Below are 25,370 nucleotides of genomic sequence, written 5' to 3'. Positions count from 1 at the left end.
TATGCACTAGCAATGGATCGTTAAGCGCATGCAGGTTCTTTCGGTCACGCCCGAGATCTTCCCGCTGATCAAGACCGGCGGGCTTGCCGACGTGACCGGCGCCCTGCCGATCGCGCTCGCCGGCAAGGGCGTGGCGATGCGCACGCTTGTTCCCGGCTATCCGGTGGTGATGGCGGCCTTCAAGAAAAAGAAGGCCGTTTACCAGTACCCGCTGCTGCAGGGCGGCAAGGCTTCGGTCCATGCCGTCAAGGTTGGCGATCTCGACCTCTTCGTCCTCGACGCGCCGCATCTGTTCGATCGCCAGGGTGGCCCCTACGGCACCGTCACCGGCTCGGACTGGCCCGACAACTGGCGGCGCTTCGCGGCGCTGAGCCAGGTCGGCGGCGACATCGCCGGCGGCGCGATCTCCGGCTACCAGCCCGACATCGTGCACGCCCATGACTGGCAGTCGGCGATGACGCTCGCCTATATGCGCTACGGCAAGGCGGTCGGCGTGCCGTCGCTGCTCACCGTGCACAATCTGGCGTTTCAGGGCCAGTACGGCGCCGGCATCTTCGGCGAGCTCAGCCTGCCGGCCGTGGCGATGCAGCTCGACGGCGTCGAATATTACGGCGGCGTCGGCTTCCTCAAGGCCGGCCTGCAGGCCGCCTGGGCGATCACCACGGTGAGCCCGACTTACGCGCAGGAGATACGCTCGCCGGAATTCGGCATGGGCCTCGACGGTCTGATCAACATGCGCGCCACCGACCTCTACGGCATCGTCAACGGCATCGACGTCGACATCTGGAATCCGGCGACCGACAAGCATCTGGTGGCCAATTATTCGGCCGAGACGCTTGCTGCCCGCGGCCCCAACCGCAAGGCTGTAGAGGACCGCTTCAACCTCGAGAACGACGACAGCCCGATCGTCTGCGTCGTCAGCCGGCTGACCTGGCAGAAGGGCATGGACATACTGGCCGCGGTCGTCGACGGCGTCGCTGCCGCCGGGGCGCGGCTGGCGATCCTGGGGTCGGGCGACGCCGGCCTCGAAGGCTCGCTGCTCGCCGCCGCCGCGCGCCACCGCGGCCGCGTCGGCGTCGTCATCGGCTATGACGAAGCGCTTTCCCACATCATGCAGGGCGGCTGCGACGCCATCGTCATCCCGTCGCGCTTCGAGCCCTGCGGGCTGACGCAGCTCTACGGCCTGCGCTATGGCTGCGTGCCGGTCGTCGCCCGCACCGGCGGTCTCGCCGACACCATCATCGACGCCAATGAGGCAGCACTTTCGGCGGGCGTCGCCACCGGCTTCCAGTTCGCGCCGAACAATGGCGGCGCGCTGCTGCATGCGATCCACCGCCTGGTCGAGGCGCATGCCAGGCCCGCCGCCTGGGCCTCGATCCAGCGCCAGGGCATGAAGGCCGATGTCTCCTGGGACAAAAGCGCCGAGAAATATGTCGAACTCTATCGCTTGCTGCTTTCGAAAAGGGTTGCCTGAAGCATGATACGGACCGTCCTCACCAAACCCTACACCGACCAGAAGCCCGGCACCTCCGGCCTGCGCAAGAAAGTGCCGGTCTTCCAGCAGGAGCATTATGCCGAGAACTTCATCCAGTCGATCTTTGATGCGCTGGAAGGTTTTGAGGGCAAGACGCTGGTGATCGGCGGCGACGGCCGCTTCTACAACCGCGAGGTCATCCAGAAGGCCATCGCCATGGCCGCCGCCAACGGCTTCGGCAAGGTGATGGTCGGACAGGGCGGGATTCTGTCGACGCCGGCCGCCTCCAACATCATCCGCAAATACAAGACCTTCGGCGGCATCATCCTGTCGGCCAGCCACAATCCGGGCGGCCCCCACGAGGATTTCGGCATCAAGTACAATGCCGGCAATGGCGGCCCGGCGCCGGAGAAGATCACCGATGCGATCTTCGAGAAGACCAAGACGATCTCGAGCTTCAAGATCACCGACATCGGGCAAATCGACATCGATACGATCGGTACCGTTCAGGCCGGCGGCATGACGGTCGAGATCATCGACCCGGTCAAGGACTATGCCGAGCTGATGGAAAGCCTGTTCGACTTCGACGCCATCCGCGCCAACTTCAAATATGGCTTCCGCATGCGCTTCGACGCCATGCACGCGGTGACCGGCCCTTACGCCAAGGAGATACTCGAGCGCCGGCTCGGCGCGCCCAACGGCACCTGCCGCAACTTCAAGCCGCTGCCCGACTTCGGCGGCCATCACCCCGACCCGAACCTGGTGCACGCCAAGCATCTCTATGACGAGATGATGGGCCCGGATGCGCCGGATTTCGGCGCCGCTTCCGACGGCGACGGCGACCGCAATTTGATCATCGGCAAGGGCATCTTCGTCACCCCGTCCGATTCGGTGGCGATGCTTGCCGCCAACGCGCATCTGGCGCCGGGCTACAAGGAAGGCCTGAAAGGCATCGCCCGCTCGATGCCGACCAGCGGTGCGGCCGACCGCGTCGCCGAGAAGCTCGGCATCGGCATCTACGAGACGCCGACCGGCTGGAAGTTCTTCGGCAATCTGCTCGACGCCGGCATGGCGACGATCTGCGGCGAGGAAAGCGCCGGCACCGGCTCCAACCATGTGCGCGAGAAGGACGGGCTGTGGGCCGTGCTTCTGTGGCTCAACATCCTCGCGGTGCGCGGCGAGAGCTGCAAGGACATCGTCACCAAGCATTGGGAAACCTACGGTCGCAACTATTATTCGCGCCACGACTATGAAGAGGTCGAGACCGACCGCGCCAATAAGCTGGTCGACGAATTGCGCGCCAAGCTCGGCGCGCTGCCCGGCACCAGCGTGCGTGGCATGACAATCGCCAGCGCCGACGACTTCGCCTATCATGATCCGGTCGACGGCTCGGTGAGCAAGAACCAGGGCATCCGGATCCTGTTCGAGGGCGGATCGCGCGTCGTCTTCCGCCTGTCGGGCACTGGCACTTCCGGTGCCACTCTGCGCGTCTACATCGAGCGCTACGAGCCGGACAAGGCGAGGCACGACCTCGACACGCAGGAAGCCCTCGCCGACCTCATCGCCGCCGCCGACGACATCGCCGGCATCAAGAGCCACACCGGCCGCAACAAGCCGAGCGTGATTACTTGAGGGTGGCGGAGGAGGCTCCCCCTTCTCCCCTTGTGGGAGAAGGAGGGGGCGGGAGGTACCCGTGACCCAGCTCGGCGCCACCGTGACCAGCGAAAGTATCCGCTTTGCCGTCTGGTCGTCGTCGGCAAGACGGCTGTGGGTATCGATCTTCGACGATACGGGAGCCCGCGAGATCGACCGGCTGGAGCTGAAGCGGGACGGCGAAGGCGTGCATGCGCTCTTCATCTCCAGCCTTTCAGAAGGCGCGCGCTATGGCTTTCGTGCTGACGGCGACTATGCACCGGAACGCGGTTTATGGTTCGATCCGGACAAGCTGCTCACCGATCCTTATGCGGTCGAGATCGACAGGCCCTACCAATACCACTGGCGACTTGCCGCCAAACGCAACGAAGGTGCCGACACCGCCCCGTTGATGCCGAAGGCAGTGGCGCGCGCGCTGCCCCAGCCGTGGACTGCCAAGCCGCCGTTGTTCCAACCCGGTGGCCTGATCTACGAACTGAACGTCCGCTCCTTCACCAAGCTGCATCCGGATGTGCCTGAAGCGCAGCGCGGCACCATCGCGGCGCTCGCCCATCCGGCCGTCATCGAGCATCTGAAGCGTCTCGGCGTTTCCGCCGTCGAGCTGATGCCGGTGACCGCCTCGATCGACGAACGGCATCTGCCGCCATTGGGGCTCCACAACGCCTGGGGCTACAACCCCGTCACCTTCATGGCGCTCGACCCACGCCTCGCGCCCGGCGGCCTCAAGGAATTGCGCGCCACCGTCGCGGCGCTGCGCGAGGCGGGTATCGGCACCATCCTCGACCTCGTCTTCAATCACACCGGCGAGAGCGACCGGCTGGGGCCGACACTGTCGCTGCGCGGCCTCGATGCGCAGGCCTATTATCGGCATCTGCCGGACGGCCGGCTGGCCAACGACACCGGCACCGGCAACACGGTCGCCTGCGATCATCCAATCGTGCAGCAGATGGTGCTCGACACGCTCCGCCATTTCGTCCGCCACGCCGGAGTCGATGGTTTCCGCTTCGACCTGGCGCCGGTGCTCGGCCGTGTCGATGGTGCCTTCGACCCGGATGCGCAATTGCTCGAAGCGATAGCGGGCGATCCCGCGCTCGCCGACCGCATGCTGATCGCGGAACCGTGGGATATCGGTCCGGACGGCTATCAGCTCGGCAATTTCCGGCCGCCATATCTCGAATGGAACGATCGCTACCGCGATGACGTCCGGCGCTTCTGGCGCGGCGATGCCGGTATGGTCGGCGCTTTAGCCACGCGGCTAGCCGGTTCCTCGGATGTCTTCGGCAGGGCGGGCCAGCCGGTGAGCCGCAGCGTCAACTTCATCGCCGCGCATGACGGCATGACGCTGGCCGACATCGTCGCCTATGAGGAGAAGCACAACGCGGCCAATGGCGAGGAGAATCGCGACGGCCATGACGACAACCTGTCGTGGAACAACGGGATCGAGGGCGAGACGGATGACGCGGAAGTCGCCAAGGCCCGCTTCGGCGACCAGTGCGCGCTGCTTGCGACGCTCTTTGCCTCGCGCGGCACCATCATGCTGACCGCCGGCGACGAGTTCGGCAGAACGCAGCAGGGCAACAACAACGCCTATGCGCAAGACAACGCCATCACCTGGCTCGATTGGGCTGGCCGCGATCAGGCGCTGGAACGGTACGCCGCGTCACTCTCGGCGATGCGCCGGGCCTTCCCGTCTCTGTCGGACACGCGTTTCCTGATCGGGAAGCCGGCCGACACCTCAGCCACTCCGGACGTCGCCTGGCTGACCGAAACCGGCGCGCCGCTCGACGAGGCCGAGTGGAACGATCCCGGCCGACATCGCCTCGTCATGATGCTCGGCCATAGCGGGGGCGGTCGCCTTGCCGTTCTGGTCAATGGCGACCGCCGCCAATGCGTCTTCACCTTGCCCGCCCGTGAAGGATTTGAGTGGGATCCGGCGATCGAGGCGATTGCGGTCGACCTTGTGCGGCCACTGCCCGGCCGCAGCGTGACATTTATGATCGAGCGGCGCGCTGCCAAGGTCCGCGCCGGAAAGGGTTCGTGATGGCTGATGGCAATGCTGGGCAAGGGGCCGAATGGTGGCGCGGCTGCGTCATCTACCAGATCTATCCGCGTTCCTTCCAGGACACGACCGGCGACGGCAGCGGCGATCTCAAGGGCATCACGGCGCGGCTCGCCCATGTCGCTTCGCTCGGCGTCGATGCCGTTTGGCTCTCGCCCTTCTTCAAGTCGCCCATGGCCGACATGGGCTACGACGTGTCGGACTATCGCGACGTCGATCCGATGTTCGGCACACTCGAGGACTTCGACGCGCTGGTCGCCGAGGCGCACCGGCTCGGCCTGAAGCTCATCATCGACCAGGTGATCTCGCACTCGTCCGACAGGCATGAATGGTTCGTCGAAAGCCGCGCCAGCCGCGATAATTCGAAGGCCGACTGGTATGTCTGGGCCGACGCGAAGCCGGATGGCAGCGCGCCCAACAACTGGCAATCCCTGTTCGGCGGCCCCGCCTGGGAGTGGGACGCCACCCGCCGGCAGTACTACATGCACAATTTCCTGGCCGCGCAGCCGGACCTCAATTTCCATACCCCGGAAGTGCAGGACGCGCTTTTGGACACTGTGCGCTTCTGGCTGGAGCGCGGCGTAGACGGGTTCCGGCTGGATACCGTCAACTACTATGTCCACGACCGCTGGCTGCGCGACAACCCGCCTTTGGCCGAGAGCGTCGCCGGCACCAACGATGCCACCACCTCCTATGCCTTCCAGGAGCATCTCTTCGACAAGACGCGGCCAGAAAACCTCGATTTCCTGAAACGCTTTCGCGCGCTGCTCGACGAGGACCCGGACCGTGCCGCGGTCGGCGAGGTGGGCGACGAGGAGCGCTCGCTGCAAACGCTCGCCGCCTACACATCCGGCGGCGACAAGCTGCAGATGTGCTACACCTTCGACCTGCTCGGCCCGCAATTCTCGGCGGCTCATGTGCGCGGCTGCGTGGAAGCTTTTGAAAGCGCAGTTGCCGACGGCTGGGTCTGCTGGGCCTTCTCCAATCACGACGTGGTGCGCCATGTCAGCCGCTGGACGCGGCCTGGCGAGAACCCGGACGCGGTGGCAAAATTCGCGATCGCGCTGCTTTGCTCTCTGCGCGGCTCGATCTGCCTCTACCAGGGCGAGGAGCTTGGGCTGGAGGAAGCCGAGCTCGCCTATGAGGATCTGCGCGATCCGCTGGGCATCCGCTTCTGGCCGGGCGTGAAGGGCAGGGACGGCTGCCGCACGCCGATGGTCTGGGAAGCTGAGGCCGAGAATGGCGGCTTCTCGACTGGCAAGCCCTGGCTGCCGGTACCGCTGGCGCACCGTGGCCGGGCGGTCGATGTGCAAAACAGCGAAGACGGTTCCGTGCTTGCCGCGTATCGCTCGATCCTGGCCTTGCGCAAGCGCCATCCGGCACTGATCGACGGCTCGATCCGCTTTCTCGAAGCCGAGGGCGATGTGCTGGCTTTCATCCGCCAGCACGAAGACGAGAAATTGTTATGCGTCTTCAACTTCGCCGGTGAGCCGGCGAGCTGGACGTTGCCGGCGGAGATCAGGGATGTCGAGATAACGGCTCTTGCCGTCGACATCGCCGGCGTTCTTGGCGGTGTTCTCGAAGAGATTGCGCTGGCACTGCCGCCTGTGGGTTGCTTCGTCGGGAGAATTATCTGACGGATTGCTCTACTGGACGAGCACGGAGCGTCCACAAGTCGCGCCGGTCACCCGAACATCGGCCTCGCCGACATGGACGCCGAGCGCTGCAAGCACATTGTAAACGAGGCCGTCGACGGGTGCGGTCACGCTGTTGAGCAGCGTCGTCACCGCCGGCTTCGCCTTGCTGCCGGTCGGCGCGATGTCGGTCCCCTGTTGCTGCACGGCCACGGACGTGATTCCGTTGTCCTTCAGCGTCGTCAGCACCGCTTTCTGGGCATTGTTGATGTTGGCGGCGGCGGTGATCGCGGCGAGATCGACGATCGACTGCGCGGCGCGGCGCTCGTTGTAAAGCGAGCCCTCGTCGATCGCGAAAGCGGTCAGCGCCAGCGCCACCGGCGTGCAGAGCGCGGTCATGACGGCGAAATTGGCGCGCCGGTCGGCGATCAGCCGCCGCGTCGCGCCCGTCAGTCCCCCCGCGCGATTGCGCATCATATGCCTCCGACCTGGATCGTCGACTGACGCTGGATCGTTTTGGCTGGCAACGGCAGCGTCCGGAACAGGTTCCAGATCGGCAGGTTGCGCGCGTCATAGCTGACCGAGACGATGAACTGGCTGCCGTCGACGGCGCTGTCCTTGGCGTCGACCGTCAACTTCTTCGGGTCGACAAAGGGATAGCCTGCGACGTCGTGGGTGATGAAGTTGGTGACCAGCGTCTGTCGCTCGGTCTGGTTGAGGCCGGCAATCGCCGTTCGCGCCGCGTCGGCGGCGATCTGCTGGACCGAATGGCTGGCGCCGAAGTAGATTCCGTATGCAACCATTCCGAGCAGCAGCAGGATGAAGATCGGCGCCAGCATGGCGAATTCGACCGCCGACGTGGCCGCGGCGTCAGCCCGGAAACGAGACCATGAAGCGGGCGATTTTCGGTTTTTAGCATGGTCCGGAGAATGCCAAGACCTGCCTGCAGAAACCGAAAACGGCTGGAACAACCGAAAGCTGCACTGAGTTGAACAGCGCGCTTAAGCTTTAGATTCCACTGTTTTAGCAGGGTGCCGTTCACTTAACGTCAAGCAGTGGGCAGTTGAAATAAGATAATCCTCTGTCTAGTCTCGCCGCCACCAGCCGCCGGAAGGGACCGGCGGCGCGCGCTCAAAAGGAACCCGTTGAACGGTTCCGGGGCGTCAACACTTAAAGCGTGGTTGAGGGGCCGCGTCCAAAGGGAGAGACTTCATGCTGAAAAATCTGCTGAAGGCGACTGTGTTCGCCACTACCATGGCCTTGGCCGCCGGCACCTTCTACACGCCGGCCTTCGCCGAGACCGTCTACAACCGCGGATCCGCCGCCGAGGCGGAGACGGTCGATCCTCACAAGACGTCGACGGTCTACGAAGCCGATATCATACGCGACCTGTTCCAGGGCCTCGTCATGCACGACCAGAAGACGAACCTCATTCCGGGCGCCGCCGAAAGCTGGACGGTGTCCGACGACGGCACTGTCTACACCTTCAAGCTGCGCAAGGACGGCCTCTGGTCGGATGGCAGCCCGGTGACGGCGGACGACTTCGTCTATTCGTTCCATCGTCTGGAAGATCCGGCCACCGCTGCCGAATACGCTTCCATGCTCTATCCGGTGAAGGGCGCCGAGGACTTCAACACCAAGAAAGGCAAGGCCGAGGATATGGGCGTGAAGGCGGTCGACGCCAACACGCTGCAGGTCACGCTGAAGGCACCGACGCCCTACTTCCTGGAGATGCTGACCCACCAGGCGACCTATCCGGTCAACAAGGCCTCGATGGACAAGCTCGGCGCCGACTGGATCAAGCCGGGCAAGCTGGTCTCCAACGGCGCCTATACGCTGGCCGAATGGGTTCCCAACGACCATATGAAATTGGTCAAGAACCCGAAGTTCTGGGACGCCGCGAGCGTCAAGCTCGACGTGGTCAACTACATCCCGACCGAGGATCGCTCGTCGGCGATGAAGCGCTTCGAGGCCGGCGAACTCGACAGTTATGGTGACTTGCCGACCGAACAGCTCGCCGATCTCAAAACCAAATTCGGTGACCAGGTCCGTGTCGGGCCATATCTGGGCACGTACTATTATGCGATCAAGACCGACAAGGCGCCGTGGGACAATGTCGAGCTGCGTAACGCCATCTCGATGGCGATCGATCGCGACTTCCTCGCCGAGAAGGTCTGGCAGAACTCGATGCTGCCCGGCTATTCGATGGTGCCTCCGGGCATCGAGGGCTACACGCCGGCACTGGCCAAATACGCCGACATGTCGCAGATCGACCGCGAGGACGCTGCAAAGAAGATCCTCGAGAAACTCGGCTATACACCCGAGCATCCGTTGAAGATGGAGATCCGCTACAACACCTCGGAAAATCACAAGAACACAGCTGTCGCCATTCAAGAACAGCTGAAGCCGCTTGGCGTCGAGATCACGCTGCTCAACACCGACACCAAGACCCACTACGGCTTCCTCGAGCAGAAGGGCAACTACGACGTCGCCCGCGCCGCCTGGATCGCCGACTACAAGGATCCGGAGACCTTCCTCGGCATCTCGCGCAAGGCGAGCGGCAACAACTACTCGAACTACAACAGCCCGGCCTATGAGGCCGCGATGGACAAGGCGGCCGCCGCCGGCGGCAAGCCTGAGGAGCGCATGAAGGACCTCGCCGAGGCCGAGCGCATCCTCGTCGACGACGTCGGCGAGATCCCGCTTCTCTACTACAGCTATCACGACATCGTTTCCTCGAAGCTGCATGGCTTCGAGGACAATGTGATGGACATCCATCCGTCCCGCTTCATCTCCAAGGACTGACAAGTAACCTTGGCCGTACCGCCGCTCCCTTTTTTGGGAGCGGCGGCTGCGGTCTGTCGTCGTGCCGGACCGAAAGTCGTTGGATTTTCGGGAATGCCGGTGCGAAGATCAGAGATGCCAGCGCGCCACGGTCTCGTCCGGAGAGCTGTCGCCCTGGCTGAAGCGGAGCGCCGATGCTGCGTTATGTCTTCCGGCGGCTGTTGACCGCCATCCCGACGCTATTGGTCATCGTGACGGTGGCGTTCTTCCTGATCCGCGTCGCTCCCGGCGGCCCGTTCAATCAGGAGCGGGGCTTGAGCCCCGAGATCAGAGCCAATCTCGAAGCCCAGTTCGGCCTCAACGACCCGCTCTGGCTGCAATATGTCCACTATCTCGGCAATCTTTTGCGCGGCAATTTCGGCCCGAGCTACAACCTGCCCGACTTCACCGTCACGGAACTCTTCGCCAAGGGCCTGCCGATCTCGGTGCAGATCGGCGCGTCGGCCCTTGTGCTGGCGCTGATTCTGGGCTCGATCCTGGGCACGATCGCGGCGCTCAATCAGAATAAGCTCGCCGACTATTCGGTGATTGCTTTAGCCACCGCCGGCAGCACCATCCCGACCTTCGTCATCGCGCCCGTCATCCAGCTCGCCTTCGGGCTGTCCTGGAAGCTCTTGCCGATCGGCGGCTGGGGCGACGGCGCGCTCATCAACAAGGTCGGGCCGGTGCTGACGCTGGCCTTGCCGCAAATCGCCATCGTCGCCCGCCTGATGCGCGGCTCGATGATCGAGAGCCTGCGCTCGCACCATATCCGCACCGCCCGCGCGCTCGGCCTGTCGGACTGGTCGGTGGTGGTCAAGCATGCGCTGCGCGGCGCCGTCCTGCCGATCGTCTCCTTCACCGGCCCGGCGGCGGCGGCGCTTCTCACCGGCTCGATCATCGTCGAGACCATCTTCTCCATTCCCGGCGTCGGCCGCTATTTCGTCGATGCCGCCCTCAATCGCGACTACACGCTAGTCATGGGAACCGTGGTGGTGATCGCGCTCTTCACCATCATCTTCAACCTGATCGTCGATCTCCTCTACGCGGTCGTCGATCCGAGGGTGCGCTATGACTGAGCTCGCCGTAGCTGTTCCGGAGCCGATCGTCGGCCGCTCGCTCTGGGGCAACGCCTGGGCGCGACTGAAGCGCAACCGCGCCGCCATGTTCAGCCTCTATTATCTGGCATTCATTGCCGTCATCAGCGTGTTCGGCCCGTGGGCCGTGCCGCATGAATACACGACCATCTACGGCGACTATGTGCGCACGCCGCCAAGCCTGTCGGCATACCCGAAGCCCGACATGATCCACGGCGCGCTGACCGACGCGATCAAGCGCATGCGCGTCGATATCAAGGAGTGGCACCAGGAAGGCAATCGCATCATCGTGACGGTCACCTCGACCAAGCCGATCGACGATCGCAACATCCGCTATCTGGACCGCTCCGACGCCTTCGACGACACCAGGATCGAGAGCAAGTCGCCCGACGGGCACGAAGCAACGATGAGCTCGGCCGTCAGGCAGCAGTATTTCTTATTCGGCACCGACAACACCGGGCGCGACCTGCTGGCTCGCACGCTGATGGCCGGGCGCATTTCGCTCGCCATCGGCCTGCTCGCCGGCGTCGTCGCCGGCGTCATCGGCGTCATCTATGGCGCGACGGCCGGCTTTGCCGGCGGCAGGGTCGACGAGGTGATGATGCGCATCGTCGACGTGCTCTATTCGCTGCCTTTCATCTTCTTCGTCATCATGCTGGTCGTGTTCTTCGGCCGCAACTTCGTGCTGATGTTCCTGGCGGTCGGCGCGGTGCTGTGGCTCGACATGGCGCGTATCGTGCGCGGCCAGGCGCTGTCGATCCGCAGGCAGGAATATGTCCAGGCGGCCGAAGCGATGGGCGTCGGCCAGCGCGGCATCCTCGCGCGCCACGTCATCCCCAACCTGCTCGGGCCGGTGGTGATCTACATGACGCTGCTGGTGCCGCAGGTCATCATCCTGGAGAGTTTTCTCTCCTTCCTCGGCCTTGGCGTGCAGGAGCCGATGACCAGCTGGGGCGTGCTGATCTCGGTCGGCGCCAAGAATATCGGCTACGCCAATTGGCTGCTGTTGTTCCCGGCCTTCTTCCTCGTCTCGACGCTGTTCGCGCTGAACTTTGTGGGCGACGGCTTGCGCGACGCGCTCGACCCCAAGGATCGCTGACATGGCTTCCGAAACGATCCTCAGCGTCAAGGACCTGCGCGTCCGCTTCCAGACCCTCGACGGCACCGTCGAGGCGGTGAAGGGCATCAACATCAAGGTCAACGCCGGCGAGACGGTCGCCGTGGTCGGCGAATCCGGGTCCGGCAAGAGCCAGACGATGATGGCGGCGATGAGCCTGCTTTCCTCCAATGGCGAAGCCACCGGCCAGGTCGACTATCGCGGCCGCAATCTCTTGGAGATGACCAAAAGCGAGCTCAACAAGGTTCGCGGCCGCAAGATCAGCATGATCTTCCAGGAGCCGATGACCTCGCTCGATCCGCTCTACACAATCGGCAACCAGCTCATCGAGCCGATCCGCCGACATCGCGGCCTGAATGCCCGGGCGGCGCGCGAAGAGGCGCTGAAACTGTTGAGATTGGTGCGCATCCCCGATCCCGAGCGGCGGATGAAATCCTATCCGCACGAAATGTCGGGCGGCCAGCGCCAGCGCGTCATGATCGCCATGGCGCTGGCGAACGATCCCGACATCCTGATCGCAGACGAGCCGACCACGGCGCTTGACGTCACCATCCAGGCGCAGATCCTGATGCTGCTTGCCGAATTGCAGCGCAAGTTCGGCATGGCGATCGTCTTCATCACCCATGATCTCGGCATCGTGCGCCGCTTCGCCGACCGCGTCTATGTCATGCGCCAGGGCGAGGTGGTGGAGGAGGGCGATGCGGAAGCGCTCTTCGCCAACCCGCAGCATGCCTACACAAAGATGCTGCTCGCGGCCGAGCCGACCGGCACCAAGGCGCCGCCCCCGGCCAGTTCTCCGGTGCTGCTCGAAGGCCGCAATGTCGAGGTCGTCTTCAAGATCGGCGGCGGCTTCCTCGGCGGCGAGCCGCTGATGCTGCGCGCGGTGGACAAGATCTCGATCCGACTGAAGCGCAACCAGACGATCGGCATCGTCGGCGAGTCGGGCTCCGGCAAGTCGACGCTCGGCCGCGCGCTGCTGAGGCTGCTCCCCAGCGACGGCGTGATCCGCTTCGGCGACCGCGACATTTCCGAAGCCGACCGCCGGGCGATGCGGCCGCTGCGGCGTGAATTGCAGCTGGTCTTCCAGGATCCGTTCGGCTCGCTGTCGCCGCGCATGACGGTGGGCCAGGTCATCACCGAAGGACTGCTTGTGCACGAGCCCTCGCTGACCGGCAAGCTGCGCGACCAGCGCGCCGTCGAGGCGCTGCGCGAGGTCGGCCTCGACCCCAACGCGCGCAACCGCTACCCGCACGAGTTCTCCGGCGGCCAGCGCCAGCGCATCGCGATTGCCCGCGCTATGATCTTGAAGCCGAAAGTGGTGGTGCTCGACGAGCCGACCTCGGCGCTCGACCGCTCGGTGCAGAAGCAGATCGTTGAGCTCCTGCGCAAGCTGCAGGCCGACCACCAACTATCGTACCTCTTCATCAGCCACGACCTCGCCGTGGTGCGCGCCATGGCCGACTACATCATCGTCATGAAGCAGGGCAAGATCGTCGAGGAAGGGCCGACCGAGGAGATCTTCGGCGACCCGCAGGCCGCCTACACGCAGACGCTGATGAACGCCGCGATCGATACGACGCGGTTCAGGATCAGTGCCTGAGGGCTAATTGGCATCACAATATGAGATTTATTCGGGTTGAACTATATCACAGTATGAGATATTTGAGTCGTGAAGCAGGTTGTTTACCTGGCAGCCGCAATCAATCGCTCCGCAAGCACAAGGCTGATGCGCCTCGGATCGTCGCCAAGATTGCGGTTTATGCCGAGACCCCGGAGGCAACGGCGAAAAACGTCAAGAAGCTAGTCGGTTCGGATGAGATGCGCCTGCGTGTCGGAGACTACCGCGTCATCTTCACCGAAACGGAAAGCGAGATCATTGTCAGCAGGATCGGGCCACGCAGCTCCATCTACGAATAGGAAGCGACAATGAGCATTCACTATTTCACCACGCCGAAAGGCGACGAAATGGCTGTCTTGCCGCGCGCCGCGCTTGATGCGCTACAGGACCGCGCCGCGCGGGCCCGTGAAGTGGCAAGCTATCGTGCCGGCGAGGCCCCCGGCTTAACCGCCGAGGAGGCGCTGGCTTTCGTCAACGCGGTATCGCCGCTCGCTTTCTGGCGGGCCAGAAAAGGAAGAACGCAGGCAGCGCTTGCGGCGGAAGTTGGCATTTCGCAGAACATGCTTTCGGCCGTCGAAAATGGCAAGCGGGGTGGGGATGTCAGCCTGTGGCTGCGCCTGTCGCGCGCGCTCGGGGTGCCTGTCGATCAACTTGTCGACGAAGACTGAGCAAACCCGCATCAAGGCTATCCAGGGCACGCCGGCCGAGCGAACTTAGTTCGATGATGGGCACTTGCGCGCTCTTGCCGCGACAACCGCCTGCTGCTGTTGCTGCAACCGTTCGATCTTGGCCGTGTCGCGATTGGCAACTACCGCCTTGACGCGCTCGCCGCCGAGCAGCCAACTCGGCACGCTGGTTTTGGCAACCTTCCCGCGGCTGATCGCCGTCCGCGAAATATCGGTGGCGGTTTCGCCAAGCGCGCTGTTGAGCTCGGCGCAGCTCATCTTGTCGTATTTCCCCGGATCCATCGATGCGACGATCGAGGAGCAGCCTGCTGCGAGAAGCAGCATCGCGGTCAGCGGCAAAATAGTCGTCGGCGTGAACTTCATACTTTCACCTGGTCTCGCCGTCCCAATCGCCCTCTTTCAGTCAGGCAGGACGCCATTAGGCCAAGATAAGGGCTCCCCGTCGAGCACAATGATCGGCAACAGCTGTTCAAGCTTGTTGTTCGGTGCTGGACGTTAACGCAGGGCGGGAGCGACAAAGCGCCCAAGTGCTTGTTTCTTCTGTTCGCAGTGGTCCATATCGAACGTCAGGCTTCTTGATGGCAGCCGGTGCCAATCCCTGGACCGTCATTCCGGTGCAACGCCGCGCCGACTTCATGCCCGCCCTCGAGCGAGCCAATGTCTATCAAGATATAGTGCCGTTCAGTCGCTTTCTCCGGGAATTGGCAATTCGAGGCATGTCGGGGACGACAGCCGCGACACTCCCCGCCGGTTCCCCGCCGGTTGGGTAGCATTGGCGGGCAAACGGCACAGGAAAATGTCTGGCACCTAGGGAGCTCGCCATCAGGCCGATGAGCAGCTGGCGCGAACAAGAGCCTACATTCCGGCTGGGGACGGCATTCCCTTGTCGTCAACTGGATCGATATCCTCCGATATCTCCTGCCGCAGTTTCGGTCCCTTGGCCAAACGCCTGCCCAAGGCCGAGACGAAAGCCTCATAGCGTTCGGCCGCCTTGGCGCGAGCCGCCTGGGCCGCAGGTTCCGGCAAAGCTGGCGTGGTCACGAGCCAGAACCGCACGAACACCGCCAGGGTCTCGACCGCGATGCCGATATCGCGCTCCTGTCGGGCGAGGCGGCGATCAACTTGATCAAGGCGTTTAGCGATAGCAGCCTCGCGACGTTCGTCGGCATCCGGCGACAGAAACGACGCGATCGCGGCCTCTGCGATCATGGATTGGGGCTGGTCGCGCCGGGCCGCATAGTCGGCGAGCATCTTCATGATCGCCTCATCGAGATAGACGGAGATTTGCGCTTTCTTCTTGCGGCTGATCATGGCGGCTACAACTCCATGCCGTCATCTCGGTCGAGCGAGACCTGCCGTGCCACGCCCTGCATGAGCCGCGCCAGGCGTCGATTGCGGACTGCATCGTCATCAACGTCGTCGGCCGCGTCGAGTTCGAACTCATTTTCGATCGCAGCCGTTTTCTCGGTCGGCTGCACGCTGTTCAGTTCGGGTTGTTGGCGCCGTTCGGACCCGGTCGGATCTTCATCGCCCCGCGTGCCGGGGGCTTCGTCGAGCTGGGGCCGTTTCAGTATCGGTGGGCTGCTCCAATCACAAGGAGGAGCCTTCTCAGATCGGGCCAGCTCGGGCGGCGACAGGACGCGTTCCCGGAAGCGGACATCCTCGTAATAGCGTGCCTTATTCGCCCTGATCGGTGGGGTGCCCGCCACCATGACGATCTCGTCGGTCGGCGGAAGCTGCATGATCTCGCCAGGCGTCAGCAATTGGCGGGCGGTCTCTTGCCGCGACACCATCAAATGTCCGAGCCAGGGCGAAAGCCGGTGGCCGGCATAGTTCTTCATCGCCCGCATCTCGGTCGCAGTGCCGAGCGCGTCAGACACGCGTTTGGCGGTCCTTTCATCATTCGTTGCGAAGCTCACGCGCACATGACAATTGTCGAGGATGGAGTTGTTCGGGCCGTAGGCCTTCTCGATCTGGTTAAGCGACTGCGCGATCAGGAAGCTCTTCAGACAATAGCCGGCCATGAAAGCCAATGCAGACTCGAAGAAGTCGAGGCGGCCGAGCGCAGGAAACTCGTCGAGCATGAGCAAAAGCCGATGCCGATGACCTTTCGCCTGAAGGTCCTCGGTCAGGCGACGCCCAATCTGGTTGAGGATAAGGCGAATGAGCGGCTTGGTCCGATTGATGTCCGAGGGCGGCACGACCAGGTAGAGTGTCGTTGGTTGCTTGGCGCCGACGATGTCGCTGATGCGCCAATCGCAGCGCCTCGTCACCTCGGCGACGACGGGGTCGCGATAGAGGCCGAGGAAGGACATCGCCGTGGAGAGCACGCCCGACCGCTCATTGTCAGATTTGTTGAGCAGTTCGCGCGCCGCACTGGCGATGACCGGGTGCGGGCCTGCTTCTCCCAAATGGGCAGTCTTCATCATTGCCGCCAGCGTGGACTCGATCGGGCGCTTCGGATCCGAAAGGAAGGCGGCGACGCCGGCCAGGGTCTTGTCCTTCTCGGCATAGAGGACGTGAAGGATCGCGCCGACCAGAAGTGCGTGACTGGTCTTTTCCCAATGGTTGCGCTTCTCGAGGCTTCCTTCCGGATCGACCAGAATGTCGGCGATGTTCTGGACGTCGCGGACCTCCCATTCACCACGGCGGACCTCCAGCAAAGGATTGTAGGCCGACGATTTCGAATTGGTGGGGTCGAAAAGCAGGACACGACCGTGCAGAGCACGGAACCCGGCGGTGATTTGCCAATTTTCGCCTTTGATGTCGTGGACAATCGCTGAGCCCGGCCAGGTCAACAGCGACGGCACCACCAGGCCAACGCCCTTGCCCGAACGGGTCGGGGCGAAGCATAGCACATGCTCGGGACCATCATGACGAAGGTAATGACGCTGATAGCGCCCGAGCACCACACCGTCGGCGCCGAGCAGCCCGGCAGCCTCCACTTCTTTCCTGTCGGCCCATCGCGCCGAACCATAGGTCTGGACGTTCTTGACCTCGCGCGCCCGCCATACCGACATGCCGATCGCAACAATGATTGACAGGAACCCGCCTGACACGGCGATCAGTCCGCCCTCCACGAAGATGTGCGGAGCGTAGGCATCATAAAAATACCACCACCAGAACAGGGCGGGTGGATAGTAGACAGGCAGGCCGGCGACTTCGAACCAGGTCGGTCCGAGTTGCGCCTGGAAGCCAAGCCGCCATGCGGTCCATTGCGTCGCCGTCCAGGTCGTCAGCAGGACGATCAGGAAGACAGTGAGGATCTGGCCCCAGAGGATTTTCGTGGCGGACATTGCATGGTCCTTTCTTTTGGCTTCAGAGACCGAGCCCGCGCTTGCGGGCAAAGCTCCAGTCGATGCCGCCGTCACTACGAGCGACACCGCAGACGTGCTGGCCGAGATGTTTTTCGAGGGAGGGCGTCCAGGGTACAAGTTGGAAGCCAAGGCCGTCGTCGATCATGGCGAAACGGCCTGAGGCCAGAGACAAGCGCCGGCCATAGGCGCCGGCGACGTAGTCGCCGCTGGCGGCGCGGTTGAAGGGCCGTGCGCTATCGGCCGCGAGCTTGTCGCCAGTCATCTCCAGTTCGCGGCGGCGCAGCGTATCGAGCAGGTTCGCGGTGAAGATGATCCGGTTGCCTTGCCTCTCTGCGAGCCCTTGATTGACCAGATGTTCGGCCCGGCGGTCTAAGGCATCGCGGACCTCGGCGCCGAAGCCTCCCTCCGCCAGTGCGGCAGGCTCGACAGCGATTGCCTGGCGGTCGAGCCAGGTCGCACCCGGTGCCGTAACCTGTTCATCCACAGCGAGATCGGAGCACACCGCAAGCGCGACCCGACGTTGGCCGCGCGCATCATCGAATTTGCGCAGTTCGATGACCGATCCCGGCGGGCCGTCGCCGGCGGCATCCAGAGCGGAAAGTCTGATGTGATGGATACGTCCGTCAATGCCGTCGACAACCGCGTAGGCCGTACCGCGCAGATCATCATCGAGTCCGCGATCGACCAGCCGGCCGACAATGGGTGTATCGAGACTTTCGGCGGCCAACACGTAACTGGCCGAACCCCGCTCGATCCCTCGCTCGGTCAGTGCGCGGTGCATGCGCTTTATGATGTCGCCACGCTCGCCCAGCTCGCGCAACGTCGCTTCGGCCTGGTCGTCGAGGACCCATTGGCCCGGGCCGACCTGGTCGGCGAGACCGAGCGCTTCAAGCTTCCGCAGACGGCCGATCTTGAGCGCATGATATTCGTCGGGATGGTTATGAAGGCGTTGGGCCAGATCAATGACCCCGGTGTCGCGGCTGTCGCGTAGTAACTGGCGATCGAGCTGGGTCCAGCGTTCGGACTGGATCTGGCTTTCGAGTGAGCGGCGGATGTCGAGATCGGTTCGCGGCCCCAGTTCCTGAGTGATCAGGTCGCGAGCCCGGTCGCGCATTCCTTCCTTGATATAGTCGCGCGAGATGACCAGATCTTGGCTGTCGTCGCGCACGCCGCGCACGATCAGATGAACGTGCGGATGCTCGGTGTTCCAGTGATCGACCGCGACCCAGTCGAGCCGCGTGCCGAGGTCCTTCTCCATCTGCCCAACCAGATCGCGGGTAAAGGATTTGAGGTCCGCCATCTCGAGGGCGTCGTCGGGAGAGACGATGAAACGGAAATGGTGCCGATCATCCTTGGCGCGCGCCGCGAAGGCCGCGCCGTCGGCATCCCCCGTCTGCGGCCCGAACAACCCTGCCTTCTCTCCGTCCCGGGTTACGCCCTCGCGACGCAAATAACTGAGGTGTGTGGCGAGTGAGGCAGCGCTCGCGGTACGACGTACAACGCGAGCCTTTACGACTGCGCCGCGCGATCGCGAGGTGATCAGGCGATTGGCCTGGATGCTGGCGCGCTGACCGTGACCAAACCGGGAGCGGTTGCCGGAAACGACTTTTCCCGAGCGCGAGACGCCACCGCCAGCTTTTTTCGCCGCTGCTAGCGCTTGGGCGATGAAGGGCCGTGCCTGCTGGGCGCGGGTCGAGCGGATGCGACCTGGCCGAATGCGAAACGCGCGCTCATCGGCCATGGGGCTGTCCCGCAATGTGGAAAAGACGACGCGAATACAAGGCTTCTGGCGTTCGGCGCACATTGCCCATAGAGGCCGCAATGTGCGACGCGGGCCTGAAAACCTGGCAAATCCTACCGTCCGACCGGCGCGCAATGTGCGCCTTTTTATCCTGCCATCGCTCGGTCGGGTTGCCTGCACCTGCCCTGTCCGCACGCCATGGCACGCGCAAGCACGAGATGGGGCGAAGAGCGTCGGGGCGGCTCATGGCGCGGACTTCTTGCTCGCTTTGGAGACGAACAGGCCGGTCGATCGAGGTTCGGCGTCGCCCAATCCTTCCTTGGGTACAGCGTTTGAAGCGTCATCGCGGGAGCGCTCCGGCTGTGTCGAACGGTCGCCCCTGCTGTCGCTCGGCTGCGCGGCGAAGAGTGGAGCGTACTTCCAGCCATACCGTTCGGAGACTGCCGGGCTGTTAGCTTTCGATGTACCAGCGCTGACGATGGCGGACGCAACGATCGCGACATAGGCAAGCGTCTCCCGCGGTAGCCGCCTGCCTTGCAGCGACGCTTCGTAGCGCCGAGGACCAGCATTATAGGCGGCAATCCAGCCGGGCGATCCGTAGCGATCAATCAACTCGCGGATATAGGCCGAGCCCGCGATGATATTGTCGTGCGGATCGTAGGGATCGCCCCCGAGCAGGTACCGACGGCGCAGGTCGGACCACGTGTCGGGCACGATCTGCATCAGCCCCATGGCGCCCTTGCGCGATGTGGCGCGTTCGTCGCCTGCGCTTTCGGCGCCAAGGACGGCTCGGATCCAGGTCGGCGGAAGGCGGAAGCGCTTCGCCGCTTCCGCGATGTGAGTGTCGTAACGACTGCGCGCCGGCGGCATGACGGCAGGCGGGGTCTGCGCCTCCGCAGCCGGGGGCACGACGCCTGTGATGCAAAGCCCGCCAAGCAGAAAGAGGGCTGAGCGCCAGATCGCGCGAGACAACGCGTGCGTTCCCGCTTGGCTCGCCGGACGACGGCGCGCCGACATCGCTTAGTCCTTCTCGGCGCGGTCGCGCTGGCGCGACCACTGCAAAGACCAGGACTTCTTGTCGTCGCCGTACTGAAACAGATAAGCGCGGATCGGCTGCGCGAAGGTCGGGTCGTCTATCTGCAGCGATATGAATTCGCCGGCCTTCTCGCTGGAGTGTTTCCAACCGGCGCCAATCACGATGCCATCTTCGCCACCAGCATGCACACGATAGTCGGGCGCATTGTCAGCATCGCTCGCTTCGGCCGCGACGATCGCGGCATCAAGGCTAAGGCTGAGCGTGCGAATTCGCCCCGAATAGCCGGCTTGATTGCGCGTGAATTCTCCGATCTGTGGCATGTGCTTTCTCCTTTGTTTGATGTGCGCGGTGACGATTGGGCGGCACGAAAGGGCGCCGCCGGTGACGCGCTCACCGCGCTGAAGCGCGCCATTGGAAGCGGCCGTCGCCCTGCTCGTCGGTCCACAGCGGGACCGCGCGGCCAATCATGTGATCGGTGGAGATGAGGCCGAAGTAGCGGCCATCGAGGCTGTCGCGGACCTTGCGGTTCATGAGGAAAACGGCGCCGACTGGGATATGTTGGCAGCCCTGCCAGCTTGGCAATTCACGCCCTGCGCGGTCGCGCTCAAGCGCAACGCCCATGTCACTGCCATCGACCGAAATCGTGAACTTGTTCCGGCAGACGGTTTGACCGGAGACTGCAAGGATATGCTTCAGCAGCAGCACGCCCTTCGGCAGGTAGCCGCGGTCAGCTAGGAACGTTGTAAGCGTTTCAGGCGGGTCGACGGCGACGAGATCATCGGCTCCAAACGGTCCTCTGGCATCGATCCGATAGAGACCGATCGGTGCGCTGGCCGACGCGTTCCAGACAAACTTCGGCGGGACTGGCTTGAGAACCGGGCAGAGCGCTCCCATGGTCGCCAGTGCCGTCATGAGGACAATCGGTGACCGCATCATGGCTGGACCCGCCGACGCACGAGGTAGGCTCGGTGAAGATCCAGGGTATAAGTACGAGGCGCCTGCCCAACCGTCATTCGGTTGTGGACGTGCCGCCAGTGATCGGGCGAGACCGCTCCTGGATCGATGCCGAGTTGCTCGATGCCATCGATCGTCCGCAGCACGCGCTCGACCTTGGGCCAGCCTTGAGCCGTGAGCAGAATGTCACCGCCGGGCCGCACGAATGGCAGGGTCTGATGGGCTTCGCCCTCGGCGACCGCGCGCACGATATCGACGCGGGAGATGATCGTGTCGGAGTCGTTCGCTGCCCATCGGACGAAGGCGAAGATGTCACCGGGACGAAAGGAGACGATGCGCCGGCGCCGATCGAGTACCTTCTCCCGAGTGACCGAACCGAAGCGGATCCAGTACTCGATCTTTTTCTCGACCCAGGTCAGCTCGACATGGGTTAAGCCTTCGCCGGCAATAGCGCCTGGCGCCGATCGGCCTGAACGGAAGTCAACGACAGTGCCCATTGGCCTGTGTCCTGATCTTGCGGAAAGCAACCGCGATGAGTGATTGCTGATCTGCGCCGGTGTGTTGGATCCGCGGCGCTCTTTGCACAGATTGAGCGCAGCTCAACGCACGTAGCGTCCGGTCGGCGTGGAAGCTGCAGGGGGATGGCGCTTGGCGGGAAGCACTGAGCCGCGCGGGTCAGAAGTCGAAGTCACTGCGCCGCGCTGAGCCCAGGCCTGGAGGTCGTCAACGGCATAGACGACGCGGCCGCCAAGTTTGCGGTAGGCGGGACCAGTGCCGTAGGTGCGGTGTTTTTCGAGCGTGCGCGAAGACAGGCTGAGGAACTGGGCAGCTTCCTTGGTACGCAGAAAGCACGGCGGCAAAACGGCTAGATCAGGTCGCATTTGTCGGGCCTCGTGGAGCTTTGGTGAGCCGCCGGCGCTTAGCGGCGGATTGCGATCACGGTGGCGGAAAGGCGGCTTCGTGAGGGATGGGGAAGATTGGGGGGCTCAATTTGCCACCCCCCGGGGCGCTAGGCCCGCTTGCGGTGGCGCAAGAGTTGCAGATAACCGCCGGAAATCATGGCTCCGCCGCCCTTGACGAGACCGATCACGGTGTCGCGAAGGGACGAGGTTTTCCATGGGTTGGAGGCAACACGTCCTGTCCCATAGAAAGCAGTCGCGATTTCACGGTAGCTGGCGCCGTTCTTGCGGCCATCGGCGGCCTGCATCATGAGGCGCAGGCGGCGCCTCTGCTGATTGGTCATTCGTGTATCCGGCGGCACGGGCCGCCTATGACAGGAGCGCCAGAAACGGACGAGGGCCTCAACCCGTCCGAGCGTTTGGGAATCGAGCGGGATCAAGGCCGTGAGGGAACGGCTCGCCGCGCTCCCAGGAAGGAGAAGAAGCTGTGTCGCGATCCCGCTATCGCGGATGGCATGAAATCCCTGTGGACTCTCGTGCTGTTTGCCAAGCTCAACGGGCGCTGTAGAAGATTCGCGTGACAGGAAATCTGGCGATGCCATGAGGGTCACAACCGCGGGGTTGGCGAGAGGTGACCACACAACGTCTTGCGTCAATGCGGACAAGTCGGGTCGGGCCGCGAAATCGCAACCCCCAGCGTTTCTGTGCTTCGGTTGGGAAGGGATCCCTCTCAATTCCCTCACGCACAAGTGCCAGATAATGCCGCTGATAAGAGTCTGAGCGGCGCAGACATTCCCAGGCTAGGCCTTCGATTGGCAGGTCGTCGAAGAACGCGTAGCTGCTGTTGTCTCGCCAATGCGACGTGTCGGGCTTCATCGTGCAGCTCCTCGCTAAAACTGCAAGTTGTGCACGAATCGATTCCCGACCCTGGAGACTGGCGGAAGGCCCTTCGGACGCATCGGGTGATGCTCTTTCAGCATCACCCTGGAAATATTCGCTAGGTATCAGTTTGGCGCAGAAGGTGGCGGTAACCGGTGCGCGTCATCCAGCGCGCCCGCGCCAAGTGGGTATCGTGGACATGTCGAGCCCGCTGCGGCTCCATGGCCGGGTCGATCCCGAAGAGAACTTTGACCACCTCATGCCAATCAGCACCGTCGGCATCGGCGTCGAACAAGCGCATATAGAGCTTAACGTGGCTGCGATCATAGTCGGTAAGGCCGTCCCCCGTGGGAGCGGTGTCGTCGAATGGCTCGATCATGATTTGCACTTCCCCAACATGCGAGACCTAAAACACGAACCTTACACATGTCACCTCTGCGGTGGAGGAGGCTCAAAGAGCATCACGCGATGCTGTGCTGGCATCGCTCCGGCTGTGCGCCGTACCACTCCAGTTAGTCACTTGAGGTTCCGCCCGGTTGGGCCGGGCGGAACCTGTTGTTTGCCTCCTATTCTGCGTTGCGGCGGCTCGGGCGGGACCAGATCAGGCTGTAGCCCTCACCGTCTTCGTCGTCGAAGAGGTTTGCGAAGATCGGGGCGGTGAAGCTCGGATCGTCGAGCTTGAGGCCCAGATAGTTGCGGCCCTCGTTGGACTGCTTGGCCCAGGCGGCGCCGATCTCTGCCCGGCCGACGAAGACCCGGTGGCTGGGGCCGTTTTCACCGCTGGCGCGGGTTTCGGGGACGATACGGACGCCGCGGGCCTGGACGCTGAGCGTGACGATTTCGCCAGTGAACTCGTTGTTGCCGGACTTCTTGAAGGTACCGATGGTAGCCATTGCAGTTCTCCTTGATCCTGTCTGTCTCGAGCCCGCACCATTGCGGTCTCGATGGTGATCGACAGGCCGGAGGCGATCGCCGGCGCACCCTTGGGCCGAAGCGTCAGCGGAGGATGGCGTGGGAAGGGCTTTGTTGCTTCGCGAGGAATGACGGCGCAGCCGTCAGGGGAAGAAAGTCGTGATACGCCGTTGCGTCGAAGGCGATCGAGGCGAAGCCGTCCTTCGGCCAGATACACCCATCGATGAGACCGCTTGGGTGCGCTCGCTGTGACGGGCCGGGATCAGGGAGATCCGCGATGGCGACCCGATGCAATCTCACCACCAACCGGCAAACGGGCTCCCGGCCGATCGTCCCGCTCTCCCCGGGTCCGATCCCAGAACTCGCATCGTCGAACCGGCCTGCATAGGGGAGAATGTAGCGTAGTCGTACCCAGGTCGTGCCGCTGCACTGCGAAGGCGCTGCCACAAAGGCGCCATTCGGTAGCAACCGCCACCAAATCATTTAAGCTTGTCGCGTCGACCGCTGTCAGCGGAACGCTAGGGGTCGCGGATCGGGTATAGTCAATTCCGCATCGGTGAACAGATTCGGGAAGAGTCTCTCGCGATAGTCCAGCGGGAAAGCAATGCGGACAGGGGCTTTGGGCGTTTCGGACTTTAGGAAACCTTGTCTAACCAGTGCTGACATCGTGTTCCGTGCCGTTCTTTCCGATGTCTTGAGAACAAGATGAACATCACCGCGCTCGAGTGATCCGTGTTTGAGGACTGCCGCTAAGAGATCGGGCGCGCGTTTGTCGTCGCTGATGTCCTTGATCAGCAAGCGGTACCGATCTTCCAGGCGATCAAGGTCGAAAATCGCTGTGCAGAAGCGTATTTGATCGAGTGCCACGGTAAGGAACCACTCGCAAAAGTCCTTAAGAGCTGCTTCCGAGAGATTGCCTCGACCATCGAGGTCTCCGCGACGAGGGCTGTCTGCGTGGTCCATCATCCGTTTGTATTCGCCTCGATCCTTAAGACCGCGGGCCAGGCCTCTGGAAATCGACCACAAGCCATGTCCCCCGATGCCTGCTTTCAACGCCATCGCATGCGACATCAACCGGGACACACGGCCGTTCCCGTCAGGGAATGGGTGAATGTAGTTGAAACGGTGGTGAGCGGAAGCGATGGCAATGATACGGGTGCTCGCCCATTTTTCCGCCACTCTAAAACGCTTTGAGAAGTGCGCCATGAAGGCCTCGACCCGATCTGAAGAGGGGGGCTGATGTCTTCCGACAACCACGTCGTCGTTCGAAATCTTTCTGAACTCGCCGGGAACGATCTCGACCTTCGATCCATCTGGTCGTTCCATGAACCTGAACTCTGCGGGCATCTCGCGATAGAATATGCGATGCACCCAAGCGATGAACTCAACCGACGTCGGGCTCGGCAAATCTCCTTTGGAGTACATCTCATCGATTTTGCGCTGGACGATAACGTGCGCCTTGGCCTCGAGT

Annotated in this window: 25 protein-coding genes and 1 pseudogene; 10 read left to right on the top strand and 16 right to left on the bottom strand. The window is 63.2% G+C overall.

The window, feature by feature from the left end:
• The first annotated feature begins 28 nt into the window (after nucleotides 1-28).
• The 4 genes from glgA (at nucleotide 29) to bglA (ending at nucleotide 6,823) form a co-directional block, all read left to right on the top strand.
• Nucleotides 29-1,474: a glycogen synthase GlgA gene (glgA, locus tag EH240_RS24695; protein WP_125003500.1), complete on the top strand. Its 1,446-nt coding sequence runs from the start codon at nucleotides 29-31 to the stop codon at nucleotides 1,472-1,474.
• Nucleotides 1,475-1,477: 3 nt separating this feature from the next.
• Nucleotides 1,478-3,106, top strand: a complete 1,629-nt coding sequence (locus tag EH240_RS24690; protein ID WP_125003498.1) for an alpha-D-glucose phosphate-specific phosphoglucomutase — start codon at nucleotides 1,478-1,480, stop codon at nucleotides 3,104-3,106.
• A gap of 61 nt (nucleotides 3,107-3,167) precedes the next feature.
• A complete protein-coding gene (gene glgX / locus EH240_RS24685; protein WP_125003496.1) occupies nucleotides 3,168-5,168 on the top strand; it encodes a glycogen debranching protein GlgX in 2,001 nt (666 codons plus the stop codon).
• A complete protein-coding gene (gene bglA / locus EH240_RS24680; protein WP_125003494.1) occupies nucleotides 5,168-6,823 on the top strand; it encodes a beta-galactosidase BglA in 1,656 nt (551 codons plus the stop codon). Before glgX ends, bglA begins: the two co-directional genes overlap by 1 nt.
• Nucleotides 6,824-6,832: 9 nt before the next feature.
• Here the strand turns inward: bglA and EH240_RS24675 are convergent, their stop codons facing one another.
• The gene (locus tag EH240_RS24675; protein WP_206075320.1) at nucleotides 6,833-7,294 is read right to left on the bottom strand and encodes a pilus assembly protein TadG-related protein; all 462 of its coding nucleotides are present in this window, start codon (nucleotides 7,292-7,294) and stop codon (nucleotides 6,833-6,835) included.
• Nucleotides 7,294-7,791 (bottom strand): TadE/TadG family type IV pilus assembly protein, encoded by a 498-nt coding sequence (locus EH240_RS24670; RefSeq protein WP_425374831.1) that lies wholly within the window; start codon nucleotides 7,789-7,791, stop codon nucleotides 7,294-7,296. The genes EH240_RS24675 and EH240_RS24670 overlap by 1 nt, the downstream gene beginning before the upstream one ends.
• Before the next feature lie 241 nt (nucleotides 7,792-8,032).
• Between EH240_RS24670 and EH240_RS24665 the strand changes: the two are divergent.
• From EH240_RS24665 to EH240_RS24640, 6 genes and pseudogenes are all read left to right on the top strand, one after another.
• Nucleotides 8,033-9,373, top strand: a pseudogene (locus tag EH240_RS24665) (peptide ABC transporter substrate-binding protein); the annotation flags it as partial.
• A 425-nt stretch (nucleotides 9,374-9,798) separates the two neighbouring features.
• A complete protein-coding gene (locus tag EH240_RS24660; RefSeq protein WP_125003487.1) occupies nucleotides 9,799-10,722 on the top strand; it encodes an ABC transporter permease subunit in 924 nt (307 codons plus the stop codon).
• Nucleotides 10,715-11,839: an ABC transporter permease gene (locus EH240_RS24655; RefSeq protein WP_125003485.1), complete on the top strand. Its 1,125-nt coding sequence runs from the start codon at nucleotides 10,715-10,717 to the stop codon at nucleotides 11,837-11,839. The genes EH240_RS24660 and EH240_RS24655 overlap by 8 nt, the downstream gene beginning before the upstream one ends.
• A gap of 1 nt (nucleotide 11,840) precedes the next feature.
• Nucleotides 11,841-13,457, top strand: a complete 1,617-nt coding sequence (locus tag EH240_RS24650) for an ABC transporter ATP-binding protein (RefSeq protein ID WP_125003483.1) — start codon at nucleotides 11,841-11,843, stop codon at nucleotides 13,455-13,457.
• A gap of 62 nt (nucleotides 13,458-13,519) precedes the next feature.
• The gene (locus tag EH240_RS24645) at nucleotides 13,520-13,774 is read left to right on the top strand and encodes a type II toxin-antitoxin system RelE family toxin (protein ID WP_245436340.1); all 255 of its coding nucleotides are present in this window, start codon (nucleotides 13,520-13,522) and stop codon (nucleotides 13,772-13,774) included.
• Nucleotides 13,775-13,783: 9 nt separating this feature from the next.
• The gene (locus EH240_RS24640) at nucleotides 13,784-14,143 is read left to right on the top strand and encodes a helix-turn-helix transcriptional regulator (RefSeq protein ID WP_125003479.1); all 360 of its coding nucleotides are present in this window, start codon (nucleotides 13,784-13,786) and stop codon (nucleotides 14,141-14,143) included.
• Nucleotides 14,144-14,188: 45 nt separating this feature from the next.
• On the opposite strand, the gene EH240_RS24635 is transcribed toward EH240_RS24640, so the two are convergent.
• The 14 genes from EH240_RS24635 to EH240_RS24560 all read right to left on the bottom strand — a co-directional run.
• Nucleotides 14,189-14,524 carry a hypothetical protein gene (locus EH240_RS24635; protein WP_125003478.1) on the bottom strand — a complete coding sequence of 112 codons (336 nt, stop codon included), beginning with the start codon at nucleotides 14,522-14,524 and terminating at the stop codon, nucleotides 14,189-14,191.
• Nucleotides 14,525-15,016: 492 nt separating this feature from the next.
• Nucleotides 15,017-15,472 (bottom strand): CopG family transcriptional regulator, encoded by a 456-nt coding sequence (locus EH240_RS24625; RefSeq protein ID WP_125003476.1) that lies wholly within the window; start codon nucleotides 15,470-15,472, stop codon nucleotides 15,017-15,019.
• A 5-nt stretch (nucleotides 15,473-15,477) separates the two neighbouring features.
• Nucleotides 15,478-17,457 (bottom strand): conjugal transfer protein TraG, encoded by a 1,980-nt coding sequence (locus EH240_RS24620; RefSeq protein ID WP_125003474.1) that lies wholly within the window; start codon nucleotides 17,455-17,457, stop codon nucleotides 15,478-15,480.
• Nucleotides 17,458-17,479: 22 nt separating this feature from the next.
• The gene (locus EH240_RS24615; protein WP_125003472.1) at nucleotides 17,480-19,219 is read right to left on the bottom strand and encodes a relaxase/mobilization nuclease domain-containing protein; all 1,740 of its coding nucleotides are present in this window, start codon (nucleotides 19,217-19,219) and stop codon (nucleotides 17,480-17,482) included.
• Between the two features lie 243 nt (nucleotides 19,220-19,462).
• Nucleotides 19,463-20,191: a lytic transglycosylase domain-containing protein gene (locus EH240_RS24610; RefSeq protein ID WP_245436338.1), complete on the bottom strand. Its 729-nt coding sequence runs from the start codon at nucleotides 20,189-20,191 to the stop codon at nucleotides 19,463-19,465.
• Between the two features lie 48 nt (nucleotides 20,192-20,239).
• The gene (locus tag EH240_RS24605) at nucleotides 20,240-20,575 is read right to left on the bottom strand and encodes a DUF736 domain-containing protein (RefSeq protein ID WP_125003468.1); all 336 of its coding nucleotides are present in this window, start codon (nucleotides 20,573-20,575) and stop codon (nucleotides 20,240-20,242) included.
• A gap of 70 nt (nucleotides 20,576-20,645) precedes the next feature.
• On the bottom strand, nucleotides 20,646-21,167 hold the full coding sequence (locus EH240_RS24600; protein WP_425374830.1) for a S26 family signal peptidase: 522 nt from the start codon (nucleotides 21,165-21,167) through the stop codon (nucleotides 20,646-20,648).
• 20 nt (nucleotides 21,168-21,187) lie between these two features.
• The gene (locus tag EH240_RS24595) at nucleotides 21,188-21,706 is read right to left on the bottom strand and encodes a DUF2840 domain-containing protein (protein ID WP_125003463.1); all 519 of its coding nucleotides are present in this window, start codon (nucleotides 21,704-21,706) and stop codon (nucleotides 21,188-21,190) included.
• Between the two features lie 102 nt (nucleotides 21,707-21,808).
• Complete coding sequence (locus tag EH240_RS24590; RefSeq protein ID WP_125003461.1) at nucleotides 21,809-22,090, bottom strand: helix-turn-helix transcriptional regulator; 282 nt, start codon at nucleotides 22,088-22,090, stop codon at nucleotides 21,809-21,811.
• Between the two features lie 128 nt (nucleotides 22,091-22,218).
• Nucleotides 22,219-22,710 (bottom strand): DUF2285 domain-containing protein, encoded by a 492-nt coding sequence (locus EH240_RS24585; protein ID WP_125003458.1) that lies wholly within the window; start codon nucleotides 22,708-22,710, stop codon nucleotides 22,219-22,221.
• A complete protein-coding gene (locus EH240_RS39180) occupies nucleotides 22,661-22,984 on the bottom strand; it encodes a transcriptional regulator domain-containing protein (RefSeq protein ID WP_245436336.1) in 324 nt (107 codons plus the stop codon). Before EH240_RS39180 ends, EH240_RS24585 begins: the two co-directional genes overlap by 50 nt.
• Nucleotides 22,985-23,105: 121 nt before the next feature.
• Nucleotides 23,106-23,366 (bottom strand): DNA -binding domain-containing protein, encoded by a 261-nt coding sequence (locus EH240_RS24575; RefSeq protein ID WP_125003456.1) that lies wholly within the window; start codon nucleotides 23,364-23,366, stop codon nucleotides 23,106-23,108.
• Between the two features lie 187 nt (nucleotides 23,367-23,553).
• Nucleotides 23,554-23,880: a DUF736 domain-containing protein gene (locus EH240_RS24570; protein ID WP_125003454.1), complete on the bottom strand. Its 327-nt coding sequence runs from the start codon at nucleotides 23,878-23,880 to the stop codon at nucleotides 23,554-23,556.
• Nucleotides 23,881-24,406: 526 nt separating this feature from the next.
• On the bottom strand, nucleotides 24,407-25,370 hold a 964-nt coding region (locus EH240_RS24560), incomplete at its 5' end, for a Fic family protein (RefSeq protein ID WP_148101151.1).

The organism is Mesorhizobium tamadayense (assembly GCF_003863365.1).
Lineage (GTDB): Bacteria > Pseudomonadota > Alphaproteobacteria > Rhizobiales > Rhizobiaceae > Mesorhizobium > Mesorhizobium tamadayense.
The sequence above is the reverse complement of the archived record's forward strand: the minus strand, read 5'-3'. Positions and strand labels throughout refer to the sequence as shown.